The sequence below is a fragment of the Bacillus sp. ISL-34 genome, assembly GCF_018613325.1.
Classification (GTDB): domain Bacteria; phylum Bacillota; class Bacilli; order Bacillales; family DSM-1321; genus Peribacillus.
Genome location: NZ_JAGGQJ010000005.1, coordinates 101,846 through 126,114, shown reverse-complemented (window position 1 = coordinate 126,114; position 24,269 = coordinate 101,846). Strand labels below are relative to the sequence as shown.

Annotated in this window: 29 protein-coding genes; 19 read left to right on the top strand and 10 right to left on the bottom strand. The window is 42.7% G+C overall.

From position 1 onward, the window contains the following. The first annotated feature begins 63 nt into the window (after positions 1–63). The 4 genes from J7E52_RS06670 (at position 64) to J7E52_RS06655 (ending at position 4,204) form a co-directional block, all read left to right on the top strand. Positions 64–930 (top strand): Cof-type HAD-IIB family hydrolase, encoded by an 867-nt coding sequence (locus tag J7E52_RS06670; RefSeq protein WP_214744310.1) that lies wholly within the window; start codon positions 64–66, stop codon positions 928–930. 27 nt (positions 931–957) lie between these two features. After that, positions 958–2,046: a PQQ-dependent sugar dehydrogenase gene (locus J7E52_RS06665; protein ID WP_286197513.1), complete on the top strand. Its 1,089-nt coding sequence runs from the start codon at positions 958–960 to the stop codon at positions 2,044–2,046. Positions 2,047–2,560: 514 nt separating this feature from the next. Then, positions 2,561–2,980 (top strand): MarR family winged helix-turn-helix transcriptional regulator, encoded by a 420-nt coding sequence (locus tag J7E52_RS06660; protein ID WP_214744308.1) that lies wholly within the window; start codon positions 2,561–2,563, stop codon positions 2,978–2,980. Between the two features lie 18 nt (positions 2,981–2,998). Further along, entirely contained in the window at positions 2,999–4,204 is a 1,206-nt protein-coding gene (locus J7E52_RS06655) for an MFS transporter (RefSeq protein ID WP_214744306.1), read from the top strand. A gap of 151 nt (positions 4,205–4,355) precedes the next feature. Here the strand turns inward: J7E52_RS06655 and bshB2 are convergent, their stop codons facing one another. From bshB2 to pdxK, 3 genes are all read right to left on the bottom strand, one after another. Next, positions 4,356–5,021 (bottom strand): bacillithiol biosynthesis deacetylase BshB2, encoded by a 666-nt coding sequence (gene bshB2 / locus J7E52_RS06650; RefSeq protein ID WP_214744304.1) that lies wholly within the window; start codon positions 5,019–5,021, stop codon positions 4,356–4,358. Positions 5,022–5,117: 96 nt separating this feature from the next. Then, a complete protein-coding gene (locus tag J7E52_RS06645) occupies positions 5,118–5,465 on the bottom strand; it encodes a YojF family protein (protein WP_214744302.1) in 348 nt (115 codons plus the stop codon). Positions 5,466–5,590: 125 nt separating this feature from the next. Continuing rightward, positions 5,591–6,418: a pyridoxine/pyridoxal/pyridoxamine kinase gene (gene pdxK, locus J7E52_RS06640; RefSeq protein ID WP_214744300.1), complete on the bottom strand. Its 828-nt coding sequence runs from the start codon at positions 6,416–6,418 to the stop codon at positions 5,591–5,593. A gap of 348 nt (positions 6,419–6,766) precedes the next feature. On the opposite strand from pdxK, the gene mobA reads away from it, so the two are divergent. From mobA to J7E52_RS06620, 4 genes are read left to right on the top strand one after another with little or no spacing between them, the layout of a single operon-like run. Next, positions 6,767–7,402 carry a molybdenum cofactor guanylyltransferase gene (mobA, locus tag J7E52_RS06635; protein ID WP_214744298.1) on the top strand — a complete coding sequence of 212 codons (636 nt, stop codon included), beginning with the start codon at positions 6,767–6,769 and terminating at the stop codon, positions 7,400–7,402. Continuing rightward, entirely contained in the window at positions 7,392–7,856 is a 465-nt protein-coding gene (locus J7E52_RS06630) for a molybdenum cofactor biosynthesis protein MoaE (RefSeq protein WP_214744296.1), read from the top strand. Before mobA ends, J7E52_RS06630 begins: the two co-directional genes overlap by 11 nt. Further along, a complete protein-coding gene (gene moaD / locus J7E52_RS06625; RefSeq protein WP_214744294.1) occupies positions 7,849–8,082 on the top strand; it encodes a molybdopterin converting factor subunit 1 in 234 nt (77 codons plus the stop codon). The genes J7E52_RS06630 and moaD overlap by 8 nt, the downstream gene beginning before the upstream one ends. 24 nt (positions 8,083–8,106) lie before the next feature. Next, positions 8,107–9,126: a MoeB/ThiF family adenylyltransferase gene (locus tag J7E52_RS06620; protein ID WP_214744293.1), complete on the top strand. Its 1,020-nt coding sequence runs from the start codon at positions 8,107–8,109 to the stop codon at positions 9,124–9,126. 78 nt (positions 9,127–9,204) lie between these two features. Here J7E52_RS06620 and J7E52_RS06615 read toward each other — a convergent pair whose 3' ends face one another. Further along, positions 9,205–9,552, bottom strand: coding sequence for a YflT domain-containing protein (locus tag J7E52_RS06615; protein WP_214744291.1), 348 nt, complete (start codon positions 9,550–9,552; stop codon positions 9,205–9,207). Between the two features lie 135 nt (positions 9,553–9,687). Continuing rightward, positions 9,688–11,121: a phospholipase D family protein gene (locus tag J7E52_RS06610; RefSeq protein ID WP_214744289.1), complete on the bottom strand. Its 1,434-nt coding sequence runs from the start codon at positions 11,119–11,121 to the stop codon at positions 9,688–9,690. Positions 11,122–11,273: 152 nt separating this feature from the next. Between J7E52_RS06610 and J7E52_RS06605 the strand changes: the two genes are divergently transcribed. The 3 genes from J7E52_RS06605 (at position 11,274) to J7E52_RS06595 (ending at position 12,874) form a co-directional block, all read left to right on the top strand. Continuing rightward, positions 11,274–11,954, top strand: a complete 681-nt coding sequence (locus J7E52_RS06605; RefSeq protein WP_214744287.1) for a uracil-DNA glycosylase — start codon at positions 11,274–11,276, stop codon at positions 11,952–11,954. Positions 11,955–12,104: 150 nt separating this feature from the next. Continuing rightward, positions 12,105–12,482 (top strand): YwdI family protein, encoded by a 378-nt coding sequence (locus J7E52_RS06600; protein ID WP_214744285.1) that lies wholly within the window; start codon positions 12,105–12,107, stop codon positions 12,480–12,482. A 23-nt stretch (positions 12,483–12,505) separates the two neighbouring features. After that, positions 12,506–12,874: a DUF423 domain-containing protein gene (locus J7E52_RS06595; protein WP_054398573.1), complete on the top strand. Its 369-nt coding sequence runs from the start codon at positions 12,506–12,508 to the stop codon at positions 12,872–12,874. A 112-nt stretch (positions 12,875–12,986) separates the two neighbouring features. Here the strand turns inward: J7E52_RS06595 and gerQ are convergent, their stop codons facing one another. Together gerQ and hemQ are read right to left on the bottom strand one after the other, a co-directional pair. After that, the gene (gene gerQ, locus J7E52_RS06590; protein WP_286197508.1) at positions 12,987–13,502 is read right to left on the bottom strand and encodes a spore coat protein GerQ; all 516 of its coding nucleotides are present in this window, start codon (positions 13,500–13,502) and stop codon (positions 12,987–12,989) included. A gap of 413 nt (positions 13,503–13,915) precedes the next feature. Further along, entirely contained in the window at positions 13,916–14,665 is a 750-nt protein-coding gene (hemQ, locus tag J7E52_RS06585) for a hydrogen peroxide-dependent heme synthase (RefSeq protein WP_214744282.1), read from the bottom strand. A 257-nt stretch (positions 14,666–14,922) separates the two neighbouring features. Between hemQ and pta the strand changes: the two genes are divergently transcribed. Genes pta through J7E52_RS06570 form a run of 3 tightly spaced genes read left to right on the top strand, consistent with a single transcriptional unit; the run spans position 14,923 to position 16,970 of the window. Then, positions 14,923–15,909 carry a phosphate acetyltransferase gene (gene pta, locus J7E52_RS06580; protein ID WP_214744280.1) on the top strand — a complete coding sequence of 329 codons (987 nt, stop codon included), beginning with the start codon at positions 14,923–14,925 and terminating at the stop codon, positions 15,907–15,909. Positions 15,910–15,946: 37 nt separating this feature from the next. Next, positions 15,947–16,795, top strand: a complete 849-nt coding sequence (gene lipL / locus J7E52_RS06575; RefSeq protein ID WP_214744278.1) for an octanoyl-[GcvH]:protein N-octanoyltransferase — start codon at positions 15,947–15,949, stop codon at positions 16,793–16,795. A 1-nt stretch (position 16,796) separates the two neighbouring features. Next, positions 16,797–16,970, top strand: a complete 174-nt coding sequence (locus J7E52_RS06570; protein ID WP_214744276.1) for a hypothetical protein — start codon at positions 16,797–16,799, stop codon at positions 16,968–16,970. Positions 16,971–17,033: 63 nt separating this feature from the next. On the opposite strand, the gene J7E52_RS06565 is transcribed toward J7E52_RS06570, so the two are convergent. Continuing rightward, complete coding sequence (locus J7E52_RS06565; protein ID WP_214744274.1) at positions 17,034–17,780, bottom strand: RsfA family transcriptional regulator; 747 nt, start codon at positions 17,778–17,780, stop codon at positions 17,034–17,036. Between the two features lie 292 nt (positions 17,781–18,072). Here J7E52_RS06565 and J7E52_RS06560 point away from each other — a divergent pair, with 292 nt between their 5' ends. The 3 genes from J7E52_RS06560 to J7E52_RS06550 all read left to right on the top strand — a co-directional run bounded on the left by J7E52_RS06560 (position 18,073) and on the right by J7E52_RS06550 (position 20,380). Beyond that, positions 18,073–18,294, top strand: a complete 222-nt coding sequence (locus J7E52_RS06560) for a YuzB family protein (protein ID WP_048683566.1) — start codon at positions 18,073–18,075, stop codon at positions 18,292–18,294. Between the two features lie 236 nt (positions 18,295–18,530). After that, positions 18,531–19,838 (top strand): HD domain-containing protein, encoded by a 1,308-nt coding sequence (locus J7E52_RS06555; protein ID WP_214744272.1) that lies wholly within the window; start codon positions 18,531–18,533, stop codon positions 19,836–19,838. Positions 19,839–19,870: 32 nt separating this feature from the next. Continuing rightward, positions 19,871–20,380, top strand: a complete 510-nt coding sequence (locus J7E52_RS06550; RefSeq protein ID WP_098185024.1) for a YwgA family protein — start codon at positions 19,871–19,873, stop codon at positions 20,378–20,380. A gap of 29 nt (positions 20,381–20,409) precedes the next feature. Here the strand turns inward: J7E52_RS06550 and J7E52_RS06545 are convergent, their stop codons facing one another. Next, positions 20,410–20,595 (bottom strand): 2-hydroxymuconate tautomerase, encoded by a 186-nt coding sequence (locus J7E52_RS06545; RefSeq protein ID WP_034315897.1) that lies wholly within the window; start codon positions 20,593–20,595, stop codon positions 20,410–20,412. 139 nt (positions 20,596–20,734) lie between these two features. On the opposite strand from J7E52_RS06545, the gene J7E52_RS06540 reads away from it, so the two are divergent. Beyond that, on the top strand, positions 20,735–21,409 hold the full coding sequence (locus J7E52_RS06540; protein WP_286197507.1) for a site-2 protease family protein: 675 nt from the start codon (positions 20,735–20,737) through the stop codon (positions 21,407–21,409). Positions 21,410–21,450: 41 nt separating this feature from the next. Next, positions 21,451–21,960, top strand: coding sequence for a YwhD family protein (locus tag J7E52_RS06535; protein WP_214744270.1), 510 nt, complete (start codon positions 21,451–21,453; stop codon positions 21,958–21,960). 150 nt (positions 21,961–22,110) lie between these two features. Here J7E52_RS06535 and J7E52_RS06530 read toward each other — a convergent pair whose 3' ends face one another. Then, on the bottom strand, positions 22,111–24,180 hold the full coding sequence (locus J7E52_RS06530; protein WP_214744268.1) for a transglycosylase domain-containing protein: 2,070 nt from the start codon (positions 24,178–24,180) through the stop codon (positions 22,111–22,113). Positions 24,181–24,269: the final 89 nt, after the last annotated feature.

Here is a 24,269-nt window from a genome sequence, read left to right as displayed (position 1 = left end):
CGTGTTTATCCACGCCCTTTCGGTTAAAATAGGGATTATATTGAAAAAAAGGAGCCGGTTGAATTGATAAAGACGATTGCGATTGATATGGACGGAACATTGTTAAACAAAATGCAAAAGGTCAGTGAGGAAAATAAACACGCTATCCAGAGGGCGCAAAGCGAGGGAGTGGAAGTGATCATTGCTACTGGAAGATCTTATGTGGAAGCAAGGTTCGCTTTAGATGAAGCAGGCATCGTTTGCCCTGTCATCTGTGTAAATGGTGCTGCCCTCTTCACGGAGGACGGAAATATTGCCGCTTCCAATCCAATGTCAGCTGCCACTGCTAAAATGGTCGCTGGATTCCTCGAAGAACAAGGGATTTATTTCGAAATATATACGAGTCAGGGGATTTATTCCAAAGACTATGAAAACGCAATATCTGTTTTGGTTGATGTATTCGTTACAGCCAATCCGGACATTGACCCTGAGAATATGCGGAAATATGCGGAGGAGCGTTTACAGCTTGGACAAGTAACTTCCATTTCCGATTATTCCGAGTTATTCAGCCGTTCGAATGAGGAATATTATAAAATTCTCAGCTTCTCAAAGGATTTAAATTTATTAAATCAAATTGCTTCGAAATTGAAAGGTCAGGGAGTTACAGTCACTTCATCGGGACGTGAAAATGTGGAAATCATGAGTGAAACAGCCCAAAAAGGTACGGCACTTGAAACATATGTGAATGGAAAATCCGGCTCGATGCAGGAAACGATGGCTATCGGGGATAATTATAATGATGTATCCATGTTTGAACGGGCAGGTTTGTCTGTCGCAATGGGAAATGCCCCGCTCGAAATTAAAAAACTGTGTGATGAAGTAACAGGCAGGAATGATGAATCGGGTGTAGCGGAGGCCATTTTAAAGGTACTTAAACAGTCAGCCTATTAAACTCATGAATCGAAGGGGGAAAGACTTTTGAAAAAATTGCTCTTATTTTTCCTTATGGCTACATTGACTTTAACTGGTTGTAACATGAATGATGATGACAGCAAAACCGAGCGGGATCCTGACAAAGAAGTGACGGGCACTTTAGGAGAAAATCCGGATGTGCTGGTAACGAACTTGCATGCCCCATGGTCGATTCAGAAGAATGGGGACACAATGTATGTGTCTGAGCGGACAGGAACCATCGTTGAATGGGACAAGGGTAAGATGACACGGCAAAAGGTCAACCTAAAAAAGACATTGTCGTCAAAAGCGGAAGCTGGGTTGCTTGGATTTTTATTAGCTCCCGATTTCTCTAAGAGCGGGCAAGCTTTCGCCTATTATACGTATGAAGAAGGCGGGAATTCCATCAATCGAATCGTCATTTTAGAAAAAAATGATGATAAATGGCAGGAGATGGAGACCTTAATCGACGGAATACCAAGCGGGAACTTCCACCATGGCGGCCGGATCAAGGTTGGTCCGGATGATAAGCTATATGCAACGACAGGTGATGCAAGAAAGCCTGAGATCGCACAGGACACAGATTCTTTAGGCGGGAAAATTCTGCGCATGAACCTGGATGGCACAATTCCGAACGATAATCCTTTCGCGAATTCATACGTCTATTCATACGGTCACCGCAATCCACAAGGTCTGGCTTGGGATGAAGCAGGGCAGTTGTATGAAAGTGAGCATGGAGATTCGGCTCACGATGAATTAAATAAAATTGATCCGGGTAAAAACTACGGCTGGCCAGAGATAGAGGGCGATGAGCAAAAAGCTGATATGGTAAAACCATTGATTCATTCCGGTGAAAATACATGGGCTCCTTCTGGCATGGCCTATTTTGACGGAAAGCTCTATTTTGCAGCCTTAAGGGGCGAAGCGCTTAAAAGTTATGATGTGAAAAGCGGAAAACTGACTAATATCGTTACGGGCTCAGGAAGGATACGCGATGTATTCGTTGATGAAGAATTCCTTTATTTCATAAGCAACAATACGGACGGCCGAGGAAATCCTGATGAAAAGGATGATAAACTATATCGTTTGCCGCTATCTCGGTTAAATATGCCCTGATGTTATCAATAAGAAGAAAAGCGCATATAATCGGAAGCCTCGCTAATAGCGGGGTTTCCTTTTTGTGTATGGCCTCGAAGCATCGACCACAAAAAGCATGCCCCCAATTTGCCCCATACCATTTCGCCCAAACTTACGAGTAAAAGCGTGAAACTCACGAGTAAACGCCCCAACTCACGGGTAAAAGCATGAATCTCACGAGTAAATGCTCCAAATTCACGAGTAAAAGCGTGAAACTTACGAGTATTTGCTTCAAACTTACGAGTAAAAGCTCTAAATTCACGAGTAAAAGCGTGAACTCAAAAGCATTTCCTCCAATTTCACGAGTATTTCTTCCCAAACACCCAAGTAAACGCCCGAACTTCCTGAAAAGAGGTTTTTTTGTTGTGTCGGAAGCGATGGAGACGCTGGGGAAACAATGTGTATACGATTATTTTCGTTCACCAGAAGGCTAGACATTTTTAATGAATAGGTGTATAGTTACCTAGGTAACTACTTTGCAGGAGGAATACCTTTGTCCTTTAATAATGGTTTTTTTCATCATAACTTACAATTTTCTAGGTCATTTACCAAGAAGTTGAATGAGCAATTGGCCAAGGTTGATCTTTTTCATTCCCAATGGTCGATTGTATATTATCTGAATGAGTTTGGCTGTTCTACGCTTGTTGAAATAAGCAATTATCTAGATGTGGAGAAACCGACGGTAACGAGGACGGTAAACCGGTTGGAAGAACTTGATTTGATTGAACAGGTCCCAGGAAAAGACAAGCGGGAGCGCAGAATACAGTTAACGGAGTCAGGTGTAAGGACTTATCATGAGGCCAAAAAGGTGGTTGAAGAATTTGAACTTCAATTAATGAGCGGTTTGGCTGAAGAGGATCGACAGGCAACGTTACGTACGTTGATTTTCCTGAAGGAAAAATTAAAACAATAGTAAGGAAGAAGGATTGAAATGAATCACAAACCGAAATTGTGGACGAAAGACTTTCTGATTGTCTCGTCTGCGAACTTTTTTCTATTTTTAACTTTTTATGTCTTGATGGTGACATTGACCATTTACACGATGGATAACTTTCATGCGTCGCAAGCACAAGCAGGGCTTGCTTCAAGCATCTTTGTTCTCGGGGCTGTGCTTGTCAGACCGATTGCAGGGAAAAAAATTGACAAGATTGGTCGCAGAAAGATGTTGCTTGGCTCGTTGGTGCTATTCCTGATTGCATCCATTGGCTATTTCCTGGTGAATGGTTTATCCCTGTTATTGATTGATCGGCTTATTCACGGTTTTGCTTTTGGACTCGCCACTACGGCAACTGGAACGATTGCTGCAGATATCATTCCGAATGAAAGACGCGGGGAAGGTACAGGTTACTTTGCCATGAGTACAAACTTGGCAATGGCATTCGGTCCGTTTATTGGATTGCTGATTACACAGCATTTCAGTTATTCAATCATTTTTTATACAGCCTCCGTATTTGCCGCATTTTCTTTAGTTGCATCGTTATTCATGAATGTTCCTGAAGGGGAAAAGGGCGGAGCTTCACCACAAAAAGGATTTAAGATCAGTGATTACTTTGAAAAAAGGGCATTGCCCATTTCCATTTTTATCGGATTTGCTGGATTTACCTATTCGAGCATCTTGTCCTATTTAACGTCTTTTGCCAAGGAAATGGATTTAATGAGTGCAGCGAGCTTTTTCTTTGTCGTTTTTGCAGTATTCCTTTTGGCGTCCCGTCCGTTTACAGGACGGATGTTTGATGTGAAGGGGGAGAATGCAGTTATTTACCCATCGCTCTTACTATTTGCCGTCGGTATGGTCATCCTAAGCCAATCCCATCATGGTATCACGCTTCTGATTGCCGGCGCCCTTATCGGAGTGGGGTATGGTACGTTCCAATCAAGCAGTCAAGCGATTTCCATCAAGGAAGCCCCATCAAATCGGATGGGATTGGCCACATCGACGTTTTATACAATGTATGACTTCGGTATTGGTGTTGGCCCATTCCTATTGGGATTCCTTATTCCATATACAGGGTTCAAAGGCTTATTCATAGGAATGTCGATCTTTGCATTCATACTTATTGGCATTTATTTCTTGGCACATGGAAAAAAAGCCTCGGCAAGAACGAAAATGCAGCAAGAGGAACGCTTGTCTGCCTAATTTTTTTGAATATGATTGTATAAAATGAAGAATTTTGGGGATGCTTATATTATGATTGATTTTCCAAAGTAATCCCCCTTTTCTCCGCCTGTAATCCACAGGCGGTTTTTTTATGCCATAAACAAAGAAAACCGCCTTATTGGCGGTTTCTTTAAAATTTATAGGTCCATAATCGTTCTTTACGGATCCAGTCCAGGAAATCGGCATCCTGATTTTCGAATTTCTCTTTCCAATCGATCACCATTGCCTGCGTTTGCGAACGGTGGGCAGTGAATGTAGCAACCTTTTTTTCTTCGACGGCAGAGATATCATGGATGATGTCAGGCTGTCCCAATTCGTCAATGCAGTTATTCGAGAAGGCGACACAATGAAGTTTAGGTCTCTCTTTCTCTTCCATTCTTTCCACGGCCCGAACCACAGCCCGTGCTGTCGCTTCATGGTCTGGATGGACACTGTATCCTGGGTAAAACGTAATGATCAATGAAGGATTCAATTCATTTATGGCATCGGTAAATAATGAAGTCAGCTTTTCATCATCTTCGAATTCAATTGTCTTATCACGCAAACCAAGCATGCGTAAATCTTGGATGCCAATCGCATTTGCTGCATCGATTAATTCCTTTTTACGAATTTTAGGGAGCGATTCCCTTGTTGCAAATGGAGGGTTTCCTAAATTACGTCCCATTTCTCCTAAAGTTAAGCATAAATAGGTGACAGGAGTGCCCGCTTCTCTATGAAGGGCAAGCGTTCCGGAGACCGAGAAGGCTTCATCATCGGGATGTGGGAAAATAACTAATACATGGCGTTCTTTTTCCAAGGTATATTTCTCCTTCCGTTCTACTTACAGTGAGTTTGGTATTGGTGAATGGGAGTTTTCATCGGAATTATATGATATATATCAAGCAAGTTGTCATCATTCAAAGGGAGTGGGACTGAGCTGCATGGAGACAGCAAGTTTTCCGGAAAAATCAAGGCCTGCCAATAGCAATCTCCCTTGTTCATCCATTTCGAAGTGGTTAATGCCTTCTGCATATACCCAGCCAATATTGAGCTTCAAGCCGATGCGGTAGGGTCCATCCCCAACTATCTTCCCATGTTCATACTGTATAAGAGCATTACGAATATAAGCACCTGCCGAAAAGAAAGCTTCATCTACATGAGTGGCATAGGCACCATTTGTCGTTTCAAGGTGAAGATATACATCTTGTCCGGCAAAAGAATCAATGGCATTTTGCACCTCTGTACGGTCTATAGGTTTCATTCTATAATTTCCTCCTTAACTGGGCGGCTAGATAAGCTTTTCCTTCTTTCTATTTTACTAAATAAAAACAAAAAAAGCGAAAAAGGCCGCTCGATGAATTTGAGCGGCCATTAAAACTTGATATTTTATTTTTGTGTTTTTTCCGCAATTCCATATTTATGGTATGCACCATGATTGACAGGTCCGACATAGTCATTCATTTTCCAAGAATGGCGAACCGCCTCGGTGATGAAGTCTTTAGCAATGAGGATAGCCTCACGCGGGCTTTTTCCTTCAGCCAATTGAGCTGCAATGGCTGCTGAAGATGAACAGCCGGCACCATGTGTATTGGTCGTTTCGATTTTTTCTGATTCAAGGATTTCAAATTCTTTTCCATCATATAAAAGGTCAATGGCTTTATCATGATCCAGCTTATTACCGCCTTTGATCAAGACATATTTTGCACCAAGTTCATGAATCTTTTCAGCAGCAGCCCTCATATCATCAACCGTCTTGATAGGCGAAGTTCCCGCTAACTGAGCGGCCTCGAACAGGTTTGGCGTGACTACAGTTGCACGTGGAACAAGCAGTTCACGCAGAGCTACAGCCGTTTCAGGGTGCAATACTTCATCTTCACCTTTACATACCATGACTGGATCGATTACGACCTTGTCCAGTTTCAACTCGTCTATTTTACGGGCAACAAGTTCAATGATTTCCACTGATCCAAGCATTCCCGTTTTCATGGCATCAATGCCGATTGATAGAATCGTTTCGATTTGGGCTTCCAAAACTTCGACCGGTGTAGGGAATACATTATGGGACCAGCCATTCTTCGGATCCATCGTCACGATTGTCGTTAAAGCGGACATACCGTAAACGCCGAATTCTTGGAATGTCTTTAAATCTGCTTGAAGACCCGCGCCGCCGCTCGAATCCGATCCGGCAACTGTCATAGCTCTTTTCATAGTCATTATGTGACCTCCTCAGGAGAATTAGATATCGATATTATCAGCATACCAGGTAATATCCTATTTTTAGAATATACCAAAATTTCTTTTATGTAAAACTTAGTTTTCACCCTAATATGAGTACCTTGAAGAAGGTAATGGAATGGCTCCGCATGAGGCATTTTTCGGACCTGGAATTCAGGGAATTGAATGGGTGGGAGGCCTGCTTTCCATCTTTTGATATACAAAGCAAAGTTTGTGAAAGTGTCATTATTTTCAAAGTTGATTTAAAATATTTAAATATAGTGGACACATTTAGTATAGCTTTACCGTTCGAGCCTGGATTAAACCCAAAAAAGGGAGGTGATTTTTATGGAATGGACAATGTTGCTTTTAGCTGGCGGGAAATCAAGCCGTATGGGAGTGAATAAGGCTCTTTTGACCATAGGTGGCGTTGTGAACATTTCAAGAGTGGTATCCGAATTGAATAAGGTGTCAGAAAACATCATGGTCATTACGAATACATTTGAAGATTATCATTTTCTGCAACTTCCGCTAATCCCGGACTTACATAAAGATCAAGGACCTCTTGGCGGATTGCATGCAGGGTTGACCTCATCGAAAACGGAGCTTCAGTTCCTTGCAGCCTGTGATATGCCGTTTGTGAATGCAGATGCCATAAAGGATATCATTTCCCATTATGAACCTGAATTCGATGCTGTCATTCCAGAAATAAATGGCAGGCTCCAGCCGCTTTTTGCCGTTTACCACAAAAGGTGTCTTCCTGTACTGACGGAGTGTTTAGCAAAACATGAATTAAAAATGAGACTATTTTTGGAAAAGATTTCGGTGAAAATTATGAAAGAAACCGACTTTAAGTTGTATCGCGAGAATCCTGAAAGTTTTCAATACCTTTTCTTCAATATGAATACGAGGGAAGATTATCAAAAGGCAGGTTATATTGATCAAACCGAATTATATATAAAGGATGGTAGACATGAATTATAATATTTCAAAAGAGCCGATTGTCATCCAGGAAGTGATTGATAAAGTAGTCAAGCGAAATGCAGGCGCCGTCACGACCTTTATTGGTACGGTGAGGGAAATGACTAAAGGAAAAAAGACTCTCTTCTTAATTTACGAAGCCTATGTGCCGATGGCCATCAAGAAATTGGAGCAAATCGGATCTGAGATCAAGGAGCGTTGGCCTGATGCAGAAACGGCGATCACCCATCGTGTAGGTAAACTTGAAATCACGGATATCGCAGTCGTTATTGCCGTCAGTACGCCACACCGAAATGATGCATATGAGGCAAACAGGTATGCAATTGAAAGAATTAAAGAAATCGTCCCAATCTGGAAAAAAGAACATTGGGAAGATGGGGAGACATGGGTCGGAAACCAGTTGGAAACCGTTCCATATCCAATGGGGAAACCGGAAGGGGAGGATATTGATGATTAACGTACTTTTATTCGCCCAATTGAAAGATGAGCTAGGCAAAGAGACTCTTTCTATAGAAGGAAATGGAATGAGTGTGGCCCAGCTAAAAGAAAAAATGAAGGTGGATTTTCAATTGGAAGGTCTTGAAAACGTGATGACAGCCGTCAATGAAGAATTTGCCGATGATGACACGATTCTATCTGATGGAGATACAGTAGCTTTCATTCCACCTGTCAGTGGAGGCTAAAGCGTTCGGAAGGGAGGGTTTACGGTGAAAGAGCGATTTTCAAGGCAGACTTTATTCGCCCCCATTGGTGAAGGGGGCCAATTGAAAATTATGAAGAAGCATGTCTTGCTTCTTGGGGCAGGGGCTTTGGGATCTGCTAATGCCGAGGCCCTTACTCGTGCAGGAGTAGGGAAGCTTACCATTGTCGACAGGGATTATGTCGAGACCAGTAATCTGCAGCGCCAACAAATGTATACGGAACGGGATGTTGAGGAGAAACTGCCAAAAGCAGAAGCGGCAAAGCGTCATTTATTTGATATCAATCATGAAGTTGAAGTGAATGCCATCATCATGGACGCAACTGCCCAGAACCTCGAGCAGCTGCTTGGTGATGTTGATTTGATATTGGATGCAACCGATAATTTTGAGACACGGATGATTATTAATGATTTATCACAAAAGCTTCATATACCGTGGATTTATGGGGCATGTGTGGGGAGTGTGGGCATGACTTTGACGATCCTTCCCGGACAGACTCCATGTTTGCACTGTTTGCTAAAAGCAATCCCCATTCAAGGAATGACCTGTGACACAGGAGGAATCATATCACCAGCTGTAACGATGGTAGTGGCACACCAAACTGCCGAAGCTTTGAAAATCCTTGTAGAAGATTGGGCATCGGTACGACCTGCACTTGTTTCTTTTGATCTGTGGAGAAATCAATACCAAACCGTTAAATTGACAAAAGCGAGAAAGAAAGATTGTCTCTCATGCGGGGAGCAGAGGACATACCCCTTTTTAACAATGGAAAATGCAACGAAAACGGCTGTTCTTTGTGGGAGGGATACTGTACAGGTAAGGCCGCCAAAACCTTTGAAACTGCAGCTTGAAAAATTAGCCAAAGACCTGGACGGCAGCGGCTATTTGGTGAAATTCAATCCATTTCTTCTCTCTTGTGAAAAAGCTGGGGAACGTATCGTCATTTTCAAGGATGGACGGGCGTTGATTCACGGTACGAAGGACATGGTCCATGCAAAGGCCACGTACCAAAGCATCCTTGGATGATGATTATAAAAAGCGAGGCTGCCGGTTAAGGAGCCTCGCCTTTTTTATGAATCCATATAGGGTAATGGTTATCGGGCATTAGTGTGTGACCCCGTCTTTATTATCTTGTTTGGAAGCAACGATGACTACTTTTCCTTCGTCAAGCACTTCCTCGTAACGTTCTGCCTCCATATCACTAAGGCCAAGGTTGCTCATTCGATTACGAAGTTCATCTCCGCGTGATTTAAAGAGATTTCCGACGGTATCAAGGAAACCTTGTTCCTTCATGCCTACACCTTCTGTATTTGTATTCTCGGTAAGGTGCTTTGAACGGGTTTTATCATGGGCAAACAAATATACATCGTCTTTCGTATAACCTGACATAACTAATTCATCGATTTTTTCCTTTGCTTGTAAACCGTTTTCTACTACATGTACTTGATACATATAAACTCCTCCTTGAATTTTAGTAAGATTCTCTTGAATATAGGTAAATGGGATCTTGCTTATTACAGATGCTGGTTGGCTATAGTAGTATATATCCTCATTTGGGCACTGATAAACATTTATATCGGAGAATATTTAGTAAGTGGTGAAGCGGAACACCTTCTGTATGCGGTAGGTCAAGTATTTGAAGACAGGCAGTTTCTTTTGGTATTCACTGTAATCCACCGTGTATGTCCCGTTTTGGTTTGTCCAGATTCTTTGAAAATAGCTATCGACATCCTTGGAAACGTCCGCATCGTTTGGGGCATGGATTTCAACATTCGCTTCAAGATTATAGTCATCTAGATTGCGTGAGGTATAGTTAGCCGATCCTCCAAGAATAACCGTTTCATTAGCCTTTTGGATCATCATCAACTTTGTATGGAATTGTTCTTTATCTGTTTTGTACCAGCGGATCGAGATGTTTTCATCCCCCAGTTTTTCGAATTCGGCGGCAACCGGAAGATTGGGAAGACCGATTTTCTCACTTCCGAAAGCGTTTTGATTCGGATCCAATATCATTTGAATCTTCACACCCCTTTCAGCTGCATCCGTTAATACCTCGACAACCTCGCGATCGGCAATGTAGAACATGGCAAGATGGATCTTGTCACCCTTTTTTGCATCATTGATTGCCTTAAGGACATGTTTATTGATTTTTCCTTCCGTTAGCAGTTGCACCGAAATCGGCCCTTTATCTGCCGATGTCCCTTTGAACTCAGGAAATGACTTTGGTCCTCCCGAGAATTTCGAAGCGGCTTCTTCGGCTTTAACGAAATCTCCGATGATATTCCCCTCCATCTGGAACGCGATATTGGAATGGAATCCACTTGCGTCATGAGGATTGGCAGATGAGATGATGGCCGTTTTCTCAGTAGCGACCACTTTTCTGTGATTGGCTTTGATATTCATCAGTCTAAGATAAGAACGCAAGGTGACCTTTGGCGCGCTTTTGGCCATTGGATTCACAATCCAGCCTTTTCCGCTTTCACCGAACCATTGGAAAAAGGTCCGATACACACCTGAATAGAGAGGATTAGGATCCCGAAGGCGGTCTAAGTTGGTAATGATGACATCAATTCCATTTTTCTTCATCGTTTCCAATGCCTCTAACTGGTAGGCATTATAGGAAGTATTCACTTCATCAGTAATGAATATAACCTGGAGGTCAGGTTTCCTTTTCTTCTGTTCAATCAGATTATCCTTCAGGGTCTCGGTTAACTTCGGGAAGTTTATCCTTTCATCATAAAAAGCATTAAACAAAAACATATCGATTACGATATAAGAATCAGCCTCTTCTATGGCTTGATTTATGGTTTGGAAAATTCGCTGCTCATGTTGCAGATTCCCTTGTTCATCATGATAGGAAAGGTCATAGATGAAATCGATGTCCTCAACATGATGAACCTTTCCTTCATAAGAAGTACCATCGGGGAGAGGCTTGTAGCTGTTATAGACGATTACGGTTGCAATGACGATCAAAATGCTGACAAGCAGATAAAATCGTTTTCTTTTGTACCATTTTTTCATAGGGAATCCTCCAACATGGTTAAATTGCTTGCTAACTTTCTATTTTCCCACTTTTGGGGTATATAGAAACATAAATCGTAATCTATGGAAAAAGGCAAGGCGATTAAGTTTGATATAATATAGTTTCAAAAAGTGGAAAGGGGCTGTGGCACATGGAAAAGCAGTTATTGACAAATGATTGGTGGCCTCTATTGAAAGAGGAATTCAAAAAAGAATATTACCAGGAGCTAAGGGGATTCATAAAGCAAGAGTACAGCCAGCAAGTCATTCATCCTGATCAGGAAGATATTTTCAATGCGCTTCACTATACTCCTTATGAAGACGTAAAGGTTGTCATCCTTGGACAGGACCCTTACCATGGCCCTGGTCAAGCGCATGGCCTTAGTTTTTCAGTTAAGCCGGAAGTTCGCATCCCACCCTCTTTAAGAAATATCTTTAAAGAGTTACACAACGATCTAGGCTATGAGGTTCCGGGTAATGGTTACCTTGTTGAATGGGCAAAACGGGGAGTGCTTTTATTGAATACCGTCTTGACTGTGCGTGAGGGGGAGGCGCACTCACACCGCGGAAAGGGATGGGAAATCTTTACGAATCAAGTTATTCGCCTATTGAATGACCGTCCGAAACCGGTTGTATTCATCCTGTGGGGGAAACCTGCTCAAACCAAAATCCCTTTGATTGATGAAGCCCGCCATAAAATCATTAAGTCCGTACATCCGAGTCCGCTGTCGGCCTCCCGTGGTTTCTTTGGCACCAAACCTTTTTCCAAAACAAATCAATTGCTGATGGAAATGGGGGAATCCCCAATTGATTGGAAAATCTCGAACCGATAATATGAACAAGAAAACGAAACGGGTGAATTGTATGGCGTGCCGTCATTTCTATATAACGTGGGATCCCGGTTTTCCAAAGGGCTGCCGTGCTTTTCGATTCAAAACATCAAACCAGCCTTCTCTTGATGTCTTTCATTCTTCAGGACAGCCATGCTTGAAATTTCAAGCCAAGCCAATGAAAAGGCAGGAAATATGCAAGGTGTTTTCTTCTCTGATTTTTGCTATGCTAGTTATGATAGTTTTGACCTGTATATAGACGAGGTGGTAAAGTTGGATATTTCATCAAGACAAATGTTAGATAAAATCGAAGAGCTTGTGTTGAAAGCGAAACAGGCAAATTCAGAGGATAAGGTGCAGGGGTATGTAATTGCCATTAAATCCCTTTGTGAAGTGATGGTTGATGAAAAAGCTGCGAACATCAGCATGCCGAAGCCAATCACATTGACCCAGCCCGTTATGTCGGCTACACCGAATGTAGAACCGGTTAAAATGGATGAGGCCAATGGGGAGTCCTTGTTCGATTTTTAAATTAGGGAAGGGGAGCGAAATAATTGAAACTGTTCATCATTTTAGGTGCATTGAATGGGTTTATTGCTGTGGCACTTGGTGCATTCGGTGCACACGGACTGGAAGGGAAGATTCCTGATAAATATTTAGAAACCTGGCAAACCGCTGTTCAATATCAAATGTTCCATGCGGTGGGTTTATTGGTTCTCGGTTTATTGGCTGGGAAAATTTCAAGTCCGCTGATCAACTGGTCCGGCTGGCTTATGCTAATAGGAATTATCCTGTTTTCCGGAAGTCTATTCGTTCTAAGCGTTACGCAAATAAAAGTCCTGGGAGCCATCACACCGCTTGGCGGAGTTTCTTTCTTGGTTGCTTGGGTCTTGATGATCATTGCTGCATATAAATACTTGTAATGAAGGTAGCTGATCTTCCATGGATCAGCCTTTTTACCGAAAAAAGTCATTTCAATATAAGAAGAGCCTCAGAATCAAATAGATCCTGAGGCTCTTCTTTATTGGATTTTAATCACCTTGGGGAATAGGTGGTAAGCCCAGCGCCTCCAAATGGATAGTCATATTCGATTTCCTCATCAAACGTTATATAATCTAAGTATACCATCGGGATTAAGTACCGTTTTCCCGTTTGAGGGTCGCTTATGATTAAATGATCGCGTCCTGCAGCCTCGATGAGTCCTTTGAAGACCATGGCATTCCATTCTTTGTTGTTTTCAAACGTTGTATAAACAGTGGCTAATTTCCCTTTATTCAAACGCAATATGTTCTCGATGTACGACGCTTCGACCGGAAGCATGCCAGGTATCTGTGGTCCGGAAGGGGGTTGACCCATCGTCATCGGCACTTGTTGTGGCGTGCCTGCCATAGTGGGCTGTTGTTGCTGGTATGATGGCTGTTGGTATCCTTGCTGCTGGTAACCTTGTTGCTGGTTAGGATTCTGCTGCCGCACGTCAGGCTCATTATTCTCATAGGGATAATAAGGGCTTCCTCCGTACGGGTAATTACCATAAGGATTATTTTGTGACATTGCATTCCCTCCTAAATTCAAGGTTTAGTTGATACTGTGGAATTTGGACAATCCGAGAGTGTGGACTGGGAGAAACAGTGCGATTTATAGCGACCGGTAGTATTGTATATGTTTTCTGGACAATCCCCGGGTGGCTTAAAAAACCACAATGAATGTTAAGCGGTACATAACGGCTGCCGTTCATGATATAAGCCATTTCCTCTTGTCGGCTAATGAATAGAAGTAACGTTCCTTCACCTCGCTGGAGTCAGGAATTACCTTGATCAATTTTCCTGAAGCTGATTGGGACTGTGAAAAAATAAATTCATCACTAATGAAAATGTATGGGATGTGGATTGGATTTATTCCAAAGCCGGGGAAAAATAAAAAGGAGGGGACGCAAAAAAACTTCCGGAAACCGGAAGCTCATCGTCTTATACGTATAGGAATGAAGGTACGTTTTCTTCCGGCAGGATATTGCCAACAAAGAAAGAACCAAATGCAGCGTATCGTGCACTCACTTCATCAAAACGCATTTCATAGATTAATTTTTTAAATTGAAGGACATCATCTGCGAATAGTGTTACGCCCCATTCATAATCGTCAAAACCGACAGAACCTGAAATGATTTGTTTTACTTTGCCGGCATAACTGCGTCCAATCAAGCCGTGGGAACGCATTAAGCCTTTGCGCTCTTCCATGGAAAGCATATACCAGTTATCATCGCCATCACGACGCTTGTCCATTGGATAGAAGCATACATGTTTCGCTTTTGGAAGTATCGGATAAAGTCTGGAACGAACATGAGGGTTCTGGTATGGGTCCTCACCATCTCCACCAGCTAAGTAATTGCTTAATTCCACGACGGAAACGTATGAATAAGCTGGAATGGTATATTCGGCAAGCTTCGTTTTGTTGAATTCGTTTTCAATTGCATTCAATTCTTCCATGGTTGGGCGGGCAAACATAAGCATGAAGTCCGCTTTCTGACCTACGATGGAATATAGGGCATGGCTACCTTCATTGTCGCTTTGTGTCATATTCCATTTATCCAGTAAACCTTGGAATTCTGAGATGGCCAATTGGCGTTCGTCACTTGATAACGTTTTCCAAGAAGACCAGTCGATTAGACGGAAATCATGTAAACAATACCAGCCGTCCAGTGTTTGTGCTGCTTCACTCATTACGATCACTCCTAAGTCTTATTATAACTTTAATATAACATAGTTTCAGTATAAGGAAATTTATATCAACCCGCAAACACCATCACTGTTTTCCGTCGTTTCTGCAAATTTCAGATTTGCGGATTGGCAGGGGACCAAAGTGGCTGGAATTTACCTGGCTGCTAGAGTATTCTTAAAAGAAGACGGCAATGGATTTTCATCGAATGGTTAAATATAAAAAAATTGGGGGAAACGTATCTAAAAAGGAGGAAGAGCCAATGAGTGATTTATTTGAAATATTGGAATCGAAAATAATGGGGCATAATTTAAAGATCGTTTTTCCAGAAGGGTTGGATGAACGGATTTTGGGAGCGGCAGGCAGGCTTGCCAAAGCTAAACTGGTGACACCGGTATTGATCGGGGATATCGGGTTGATTCAGGAGAAGGCAAAAGATTTAAAAATCTCCCTTGATGCAATCGAAATATATGATCCGAAGAATTATATCATGATGGATGAAATGGTCGAAGCGTTCGTGAAGGTCCGTGACGGTAAAGCGACCGATGTACAAGCACGTGAAATCTTAATGGATGAGAACTATTTTGGAACGATGCTCGTCCATATGAAACTGGCACATGGAATGGTGAGTGGCGCAACGCATTCGACTGCCGATACGGTTCGTCCCGCCCTAAAGATCATTAAAACAAAGCCAGGCGTCCAAAAAACATCGGGAGTATTCATCATGGTCCGGGATGAAGAAAAATATGTGTTCGCCGATTGTGCGATCAATATAAACCCCAATTCCCAGGACCTGGCTGAAATTGCAATAGAAAGTGCGAAGACTGCACTAATGTTCGATATCGAACCGCGTGTGGCGCTGCTGAGCTTTTCGACGAAGGGATCCGCAACATCCCCCGAAACCTTAAAAGTGGTTGATGCTGTCGATTTGGCAAAAGAAATGGACCCTGATATCATCCTGGATGGGGAATTTCAGTTTGACGCGGCTTTCGTTCCTTCGGTTGCAAGAAAAAAAGCACCGGATTCCCTTATTCAGGGGGATGCGAATGTTTTTGTTTTCCCAAGTCTCGAAGCAGGGAACATCAGCTATAAGATGGTACAGCGCTTGGGCGGCTTCGAAGCGGTCGGTCCGATCCTTCAGGGGCTGAATCGTCCGGTGAATGACCTTTCGAGGGGATGCAGTGAAGAGGATGTATATAAACTGGCTGTCATTACAGCGGCACAGGGGTTTGTGGCGCAGTATCAATAGGCAGCTTTTTAGGATTAAATGTTAGAGGGAGATTCGTATGGGTGAAACAGATTCATTATTAATGCAGCAAGAGTGGAGGATTATTGATCAATCTTCCGTTGGACCTCAGTTTCCTGCTCTGGAGTCTTTTGCGATGGATGATACATTTTGCGCTTCCGTAGGGTCAGGTAAATCAGCGGCCGTAGCCAGGGCATGGGTACACCATCGAACCATCGTCATGGGTATACAGGATACGAAGTTGCCTTTTCTTAAAAAGGGTTTGGATCATTTAAAAGAACATGGTTTTCAGGCCATCGTGAGGAATTCCGGAGGTCTGGCAGTCGTGCTGGATGAGGGTGTCCTTAATTTGTCGCTCATTCTTCCTGAAAACGAGCGGAAAATTGAAATCAATCGTGGATATGATGCGATGTGGGAGCTTGTCCAATTGATGTTTGCCGATTTCCCAGTCACGATGGATGCAAGGGAGATCGTCGGTTCCTATTGTCCGGGAAGTTATGATTTAAGTATAAATGGGCAAAAATTTGCCGGTATTTCCCAACGCAGGATCCGCAATGGCGTAGCGGTGCAAATCTATTTATGTGTGAATGGAAGCGGGGCTGAACGTGCCAGTCTCGTGAAGGGCTTTTATGATGCAGCTAAAGGAAATGCAGAAACCAAATTCGTTTATCCCGATATCGTCCCTTCGGTAATGGCGTCCCTATCTGAATTGTTGGGCGTGCAATTGAGTGTTCAGGATGTGATGCTCAGATTCCTGCATGTATTGAAGGAACATAGCGAAAGGATATTCTCTGACACTCTTTCCGTACAGGAATGGCCGATGTATGAGGCATACTTGACAAGAGTGGTGGAGCGTAATGATAAAGTATTCGAGGCATTAAGGGATTGAAATGAAAGAAGCCGTTCCAGTAAGTCAGGAACGGCTTCTTTCATTTAATACGACATTATCATTCACTGAAACTGTAAAAGGACTGTATGATGGGCAGCGGCGTCCTGGGAGATATTATTCCATTTTTCTTGAAACAATGAAAAAAAGAGCCTTGTTGGCTCCCTTTTTCGGATAAACATCGGTGAAACGGCCTTTTATCATGTGGTTGAACTATGTAACTGATCCCCACATTATCTTATTACTCGGCCATTTTTTCCAAATTGCCATTCCGGTCCATCTTGAATTTAGTTGCCGGACGTTCCTCTTCCTCTAACAAGACCAGCTTTCTTGCTCGATTCATGATATTCATCAAAGTTTCATAATCTTCCTGCATCAAGCCGCTGTTTTGTTCCAGATGGCTGATTTTATTCTCCAATTCTTCGTTTCGCTTTTTCAGCCCTTTAATTTCAAGCTTCAATCTTTCATTTTCGGTTTTTAATACTTCGGCTTGAAGCATGCGGCCGTTCATAGATTCCAAATAGGCGATGACGGTATCAAGGCTCATGGCCGTTTCCAAAGATACTGGTGTGTGCTGTGTCTTAGGAGCGAGGGCTTCTGCCACAACGAATTCCTCTGCTGCTTCATAATTGGTAGTATCGACTTCGGATTTCAACTCTAGTTCCTCCTCTTGTACATGGGGAACCATTATGTCGGAAATCGTTGGGGACGGCGGTGTATAAAGAAGCCGTTTTTTCCCTCCTTGATCTTTTCCAAGGATCCTTTGCCGCTGCTTACGCTGTTTCTTGGCAAGGGAAAGCGCTTTATCGTAATTATGGCGGACAACTGCATTCCAGCGGAATCCGCATGCTGCAGAGGTGCGATTCAACTTATCTCCTACCTCTTCAAAAGCATTGAGCTGAGTGCTGCCTTCCCGCACATGGCGCAATACCGTTTCAGCCAAAAGCAAATCATCTTCTTCTGTCCAGGCGTCTTGACGAACCTTCATTTCTACATACTCCCTTTCTGGTAACTTTTAAAATAAATAACTATATAAAATATCGTGTGGCAGTGATTTATGGAGCGTTCTACTAGCATTTTGGACAAAATCTGGATTTTTTATACAAAAAAGGTTAAAAGGATACTAGTTTTTTGATTAATTACATCCTTTTCCAGCGGCAGCCCTTTCCTTTTCACATCATCCAGCCCTCTTGATATTCATAAATAGAAACGGTAAAATACCTTTTAGTCGTATAAATGGATGAAAAATAGTTTGTCATGGAAAGGATGGTGACCGGAGGATGTCCAATGAATTCAGAGTGTGCGATGACTGCTTGGCGGTAAACATTAAAACATTGATCCCGCGTCTTGAAAAGCTTGATCCCGACGCGAAAATTGAAGTGGGCTGTCAATCCTATTGCGGTCCTGGCAGAAAGAAGTCTTTTGCCTTTGTCAATAACCGTCCAGTTGCTGCACCGACAGAAGACGAGTTACTAGATAAAATCAATAAAAAACTAAAGTAGGATCCATGATATATAGTTAGAGTGGATTGTTTGCTTATGATAAATGAAACAAGTAATCATCACCCAGATTCGACACACTGCGGTGATTTTTTATTTCCTTATTTTCGAGACAAAATCGGACTGAAACTTCCGTTTTCTTACAAAATTCCCCCTCTTACTGGCAAGGCAGAAGTTAGGGTTTTTTGTCAAAACACGCTATAATGAGTGCATCGAGATTATGAAAAAGAGGGTAGTTCATGGAATATTCCGGCGAAAAATTACAAGAAGAAAAAGTATTCAAGGACCCGGTGCACCGATATATACATGTTCGTGACCGGGTTATATGGGATTTAATAGGGACGAAGGAATTCCAGCGTCTTCGAAGGATCAAACAGCTGGGAACGACTTATTTAACCTTTCATGGTGCGGAACATAGTCGGCTCAGCCATTCGCTTGGAGTATATGAGATTGTTCGGAGAATCGTGGATGATGTTTTCGAGGGCAGACCGGAATGGAAACCTGAGGAACGGTTATTATCCTTGTGCGCAGCACTTCTGCATGATTTGGGTCATGGTCCTTTCTCTCATTCTTTTGAAAAGGTGTTTGACCTGGATCATGAGCAATTCACGCGGCAGATAATCCTCGGCGATACGGAAGTGAATAAGATCCTCCTTAGAGTTGGACGTGATTTCCCTAAAAAAGTGGCAGAAGTCATAGCGAAAACCTATAAAGGCAAATTAGTAGTCAGCCTGATTTCAAGTCAGATCGATGCTGATAGAATGGACTATTTACAGCGTGATGCTTACTTTACTGGCGTGAGTTATGGTCATTTCGATATGGAAAGGCTTTTGCGTGTAATGAGGCCAAGGGAAGAACATGCCGTCATAAAACAAAGCGGGATGCATGCGGTTGAGGATTATATCATGAGTCGCTACCAAATGTATTGGCAGGTTTATTTCCATCCAGTTACGAGAAGTGCGGAGGTCATACTTACCAAGATTCTACATAGAGCGAAACATTTATATGAATCCGGTTATGCGTTTGCTCAAGAACCGCACCATTTTTATTCATTGTTCAGGGGAGAAGTGACTTTAACGGACTACTTGAAAATGGATGAAGCGGTGATGCTCTATTATTTCGAAGCATGGGAAGAGGAAAACGATGCGATATTAAAAGATTTATGCACTCGCTTCGTTAACCGTAAACTATTTAAATATGTGGAATTCCATCCATCGAACAATCAAATGAACAGATTGATGGAATTAAGGACGCTATTCAAGAAGGCAGGCATCGATCCGGATTATTACCTTGTCGTCGATTCTTCATCAGATCTGCCGTATGATTTTTACCGGCCAGGTGAGGAAGAGGAGAGACTGCCGATTCACTTGCTGAAAAATAATGGTGAAATTCGTGAATTATCGCGTGAATCCGAAATTGTCGATGCAATTTCAGGGAAAAGAAGAACGGATCATAAGTTGTATTATCCAGCGGATTTATTGCGTGATGAATCTACGAAGAAAAATATAAAAAAACAGATTCGTGAGCTTTTGGAGCTATCGGATTAAAGTGGTACATTTTTGGTGAGGAGTGACGAGCCTTGTTTAAGGATCATGCAAACATTATCAATGCAATTTCTACTGCCGGTGAAATCTCGGGTCGGAAAAAACTACAAAAAATCGTTTATATCGCGAAAAAGCTGTCCTTCCCATTTCATGAAAAGTTTCAGTTTCACTTTTATGGACCGTATTCGGAGGAGTTGACCTTACGGATTGAAGAGCTCTGCGAAATGGGTTACTTGAATGAAGTAAGGGAAAAAAAAGCAGGCTATTATCAATATTGTTATTCGATAACGGATGCCGGCCGGGATTTCCTATCCATACAGGAAGTGGAGATGCCGGCACTCGAGGCATGCTTACAGGATATGAACGAACAGAATGCCAGGTTTTTGGAGCTGGTTTCAACGGTATTATATTTCGACACGCTTGAAAAAGAGGAAGTCACCGAGAAAATTTTCACGCTGAAAAGCAAACAAAAATATACGCTTGAAGAAATTGATGAGGCATATGAATATATTGAGCAGTTAAAAACAAAAGCTAAGCCGAATTGATGGCTTAGCTTTTCCCCATTATGTAAATCTTATAAATCGCTTTTACGGACACCGGCTACTGCTAAATGATTTTTTGACATTTCTTCAATGAAAATCGTCACGGCTTCAGCTGGTGCTCCAGTTGTTTCAGTAACGGCTGCAGTCACCTTCTCGACTAAAGCCTTTTTCTGTTCGTCTGTACGGCCTTCAAGCATTTTGACTGTTACATATGGCATCTCTTTTCCCCCCTTCCTCTCTTATCTTGTAGTGTTTCACAATGGAAAAAGAATTGCAAGACACGGAAGTCAGAGTTTTTTCACTTCTTGAACTTTTGATGTATACTAACGGTAATAAACAATGGGGGAGAAGCTATCGATGGAATTCTTTGATCAAATAGAACGGTTTTTGGCTTATAGTTTGGAAGAACTTCCATATGTCATTGTGTCACTGTTAATCGCATTTACGGTTCATGAATTTTCCCATGCTTATGTGGCCTATAAGTTCGGTGACCCGACAGCAAAGAATGAAGGAAGAGTCACGTTGAATCCGATTTCTCATTTGGATCCGATCGGAACATTGCTGATATTAATTGCCGGATTCGGTTGGGCTAGACCTGTACCGGTTAATCGTTTTCATTTTAAGAATCCAAAATTGGCAGGAGTGCTCGTCTCTTTTGCCGGTCCGTTCAGTAATTTGATCGTTGCAATTTTGGCGTATTTCATTTTTTACGGGTTGCTTGCGGCAGGCGTTGGACCTGATTTACCTTTTTTTGTCGAGCCCTTCTTAAGTATGCTCATAAATTTAAATGTCCTTCTATTTGTTTTTAATCTGATACCGTTGCCGCCGCTCGATGGTTATAGGATCGTACAGGATCTTGTTTCAGCAGACTTGCGGGCAAAAATGACCCAGTATGAACAATATGGTTCCCTTATTTTTTTGATTCTGATCATTACACCGCTGAGTCAATATACAATTAGACCGATATTGGATACTGGTATTCGATTTGTAGGAGGCACCTTGAATCAATTTTTTTCACTTTTGTTTTTTTAACCAATAATAAGGAATGACAAACGATAAAGGGGGATACAAACATGGAAGAACAACCAAAGAAAAAGGTAGGCTTCAATATTATAAAAAACGACCCTACAGAAGGTCATGGCGGATATGGAGCAGGGGTTTTAACGCTCGATAATATTTCTCCGGTCATCATCGATGTGGATGCAGGTGAAGCAGAGGTCGATATCGGCGCAATGCATGCACGAAGTGCAGTGGAAAAAGGGATCAAGTTTTTAAAGACTAAAGAGGAAGTCCCGAATGCCAAACCTTACTGGCTTGTTTGGGTGACCATTGAAGCCACTCAAAATGGTCCGCACTATGCAGGTGTGACTGCATGTGAAATGATGGTCGACAGGTCGATTAGACGCGGTTACAAATCGCTTCCGGAGCATGTTAACCGGATGGATAAATCGCTGAAACGACATATCATCGTCGAGGACATGGACGATAAATCAAAACGTGTGCTTGCAGACTTCCTGAAAAACCATGATGCAGGAATGTGGGAGCGTTCTTCAGATCTGCTGAAGGAGTCATTGACGGTTTGAATTTCGTTTAATGGATGAAATGTTAAGTTTAGTGAAAAATGCACTTGTAGGAAAGCGATAAAATCAGTAAACTTAAAGACAGCAGTTTAGTCACTGTGGAACTAGGACAGAAAAACCCCCGAAGCCGCTGCCGGCTTCGGGGGTTTTTCGTTATCCCCAAGGTTTTAAGACTTTTTTGTACCACGGGGCCTTTTTATGTTCTTCTTCTTTTGGGCCATGTTTCGGACTCTCACCCTTAAAGTGCTCGGCACAGTATTCGACAGGTTCGGTCCCTTTAACATAATAAGTCAATCTTGAGACAGGACAGTCCTTTGTGGACAATTTTCCGCTAACGGGATTCACTTTTACCCCGATTACGTTTTCGGTTTCCTTGAACGATTTTGCCGGTTTCCCTTGCAGGCCCTTTTCCATATAGGAAGCCCAGATTTTCTTTGCATAGCCTTTTTCAGCAGGGATCTCGATCTTTTTGCCTTGATCATATCCAGTCCATACTCCTGCTACAAGCTCCGGCGTGTAACCAATCATCCAGCTGTCAGTCGGGGTGGAGCCCGATTTGCCGGCATATGGGCGGGACAGCTGGGAAATGATGGTGCTACCGGTCACTTTCGTATAGCCATTTAAGGTTTCATCGAAAACCCCTGTAAGCATCTGGGTCATGACAAATGCCTTATCCTCATCCAAAATCTGTTCATGTTTCTCATTTTCATCAAAAATCACTTCACCTTTTTGATTTTCAACCTTTTTGATAAACACGGGTTCAACCTTCTTGCCGCCGTTAGCCAGAATGCTGTATGCGTTCACCATTTCAATAGCCCTTACACCTGACGTACCGAGTGCCAGGGAAGGAACCGCATCCATCTTTGCCGTGATGCCGAAACGATGCGCCGTATCGACCAATGTCTGTTCCCCAAGGAACAAGTGCGTTTTCACGGCGAAGATATTATCGGAAAGAGCAATGGCCTGAGCCATCGTGATTTCGCCTTCCGCATATTGATGGTTGTAATTATGCGGTGTGTAAGATGAGTGACCATCATCGAAAGAAAATGTAGTTGTCTCGCTTTTTAAGGTGGTGGACGGTGTGAAACCATTCTCCAGTGCTGAATAGTATAGCAAGGGCTTCATGGTTGAACCAGGCTGGCGAACGGCCTGTGTGGCCCGATTGAATGGTGACTCGGAGTAATCTTTCCCTCCGACCAGCGCACGGACCTCCCCGGTATCCGGATCCATTGCCACTATCGAGGCTTGAATGCCTGAAGACTTGGGTATGGTATTGGAAAGGACTTCTTCGGCAGCGTCCTGCTGGGTTTCGTCCAGTGTGGTATAGACCTTAAGCCCGCCAAGCTCGATCGTCCGGTCATCTAAATGAAGCTGGGATTTTAAAGCCTGCTTGACGGCATCCTGGAAATAGGGGGCGGTCTTATTGGTGACCGTTCCGTGTTCGCCCTTTAATGTAAGGGATGTTCGCAACGCTTCCGCGATATTCTTTCCTGAAACGTAGTTTTTGCTTTTCATGGCTTGCAGGACGACTTTCTGCCTTGATTTCGCTTTTTCAAAGTTATCCAATGGAGAATAGTTTGACGGCCCTTTTGGTATTCCGGCCAGCATGCTCGCTTCAGGAAGGGTCAAATCCTTGGCATCCTTGCCAAAGTAATATTGACTTGCAGCTTGGGCTCCATATGCGCCATGGCCGTAGTAAATCGTATTTAAATAGCCTTCTAGAATTTCCTTTTTGGAGTAGTTCATTTCTAAGCGTATCGTATAAAAGGCCTCATTAAGTTTACGCGACCACGTTTTGTCATGACCAAGAAACAGGTTCCTGGCATACTGCTGGGTAATGGTGCTTGCACCCTGGACTTTGGACATTGCCTTAATATCAGCAAGGATGGCACCGCCGATCCGCTTTATATCAAATCCATTATGAGTGTAAAATTGACGGTCCTCAACGGCGACAGTCGCTTTGATGAGCTCTGGTGAAATCGACTCCAGTCCGGCCCAATAACGTTTCTGGCCATTATCGGTTTCACCGATCACATTTCCATTATCACTATAATAGAGAGTGGACTGGGGCACGACCAAAGGGGGCGGACCTAATATTTTTGCATAAATCAGTAAAGAGAGAAGCAATACAAAGAGTATTGTGAGCCCGATTGTGGCAAGGATAATGAAGGCCCGTACATATTTAGTTGTCCTTTTAAATCGTTCGCTTGGAATCAATTCCATTGCTTTCACCTCTCTTATCAGGTAAGAATCTAGTATCTATTACTATTATGGAAAAAAAAGAAAATTTTAAACATAAGAACTGCATTTAA